Annotated in this window: 1 protein-coding gene; it reads left to right on the forward strand. The window is 65.4% G+C overall.

The window, feature by feature from the left end; all coding sequences use genetic code 11:
• Window positions 1–26: 26 nt before the first annotated feature.
• Window positions 27–341 (forward strand): AMP-binding protein (locus tag ACX4ZE_RS23250; RefSeq protein WP_480275601.1); only part of this gene is annotated, 315 nt, incomplete at its 3' end.

Below are 341 nucleotides of genomic sequence, written 5' to 3' on the forward strand. Positions count from 1 at the left end.
TGTGTGGGGGTGGGACGGTGGAGGTGGTGCGGGATGTGTTGGTCCTCGTCGAGCGGGGTGGTTGGTCCGGTGGTGTGATCAGTACGGTGCCGTCGGTGTTCGCGGAGGTGCTCGACCACCCCGCCCTGCGTATCACCGCCGATACCGTCATCTTTGCCGGTGAACCGTTGCCACCGCGGATCGTGGAACAGACCAGGGCCCTGCTGCCGGGGGTGCGTGTCGTCAACGGCTACGGCCCCACCGAGACGTTCTACGCAACGGCCTACACAGTTTCGAGTCAGGTCGAGGCAGCAGTCCCGATCGGCACCCCCTTGGGGAATGTGCGGGTGTTCGTGGTGGAT

The organism is Nocardia sp. TBRC8007 (genome assembly GCF_056629435.1).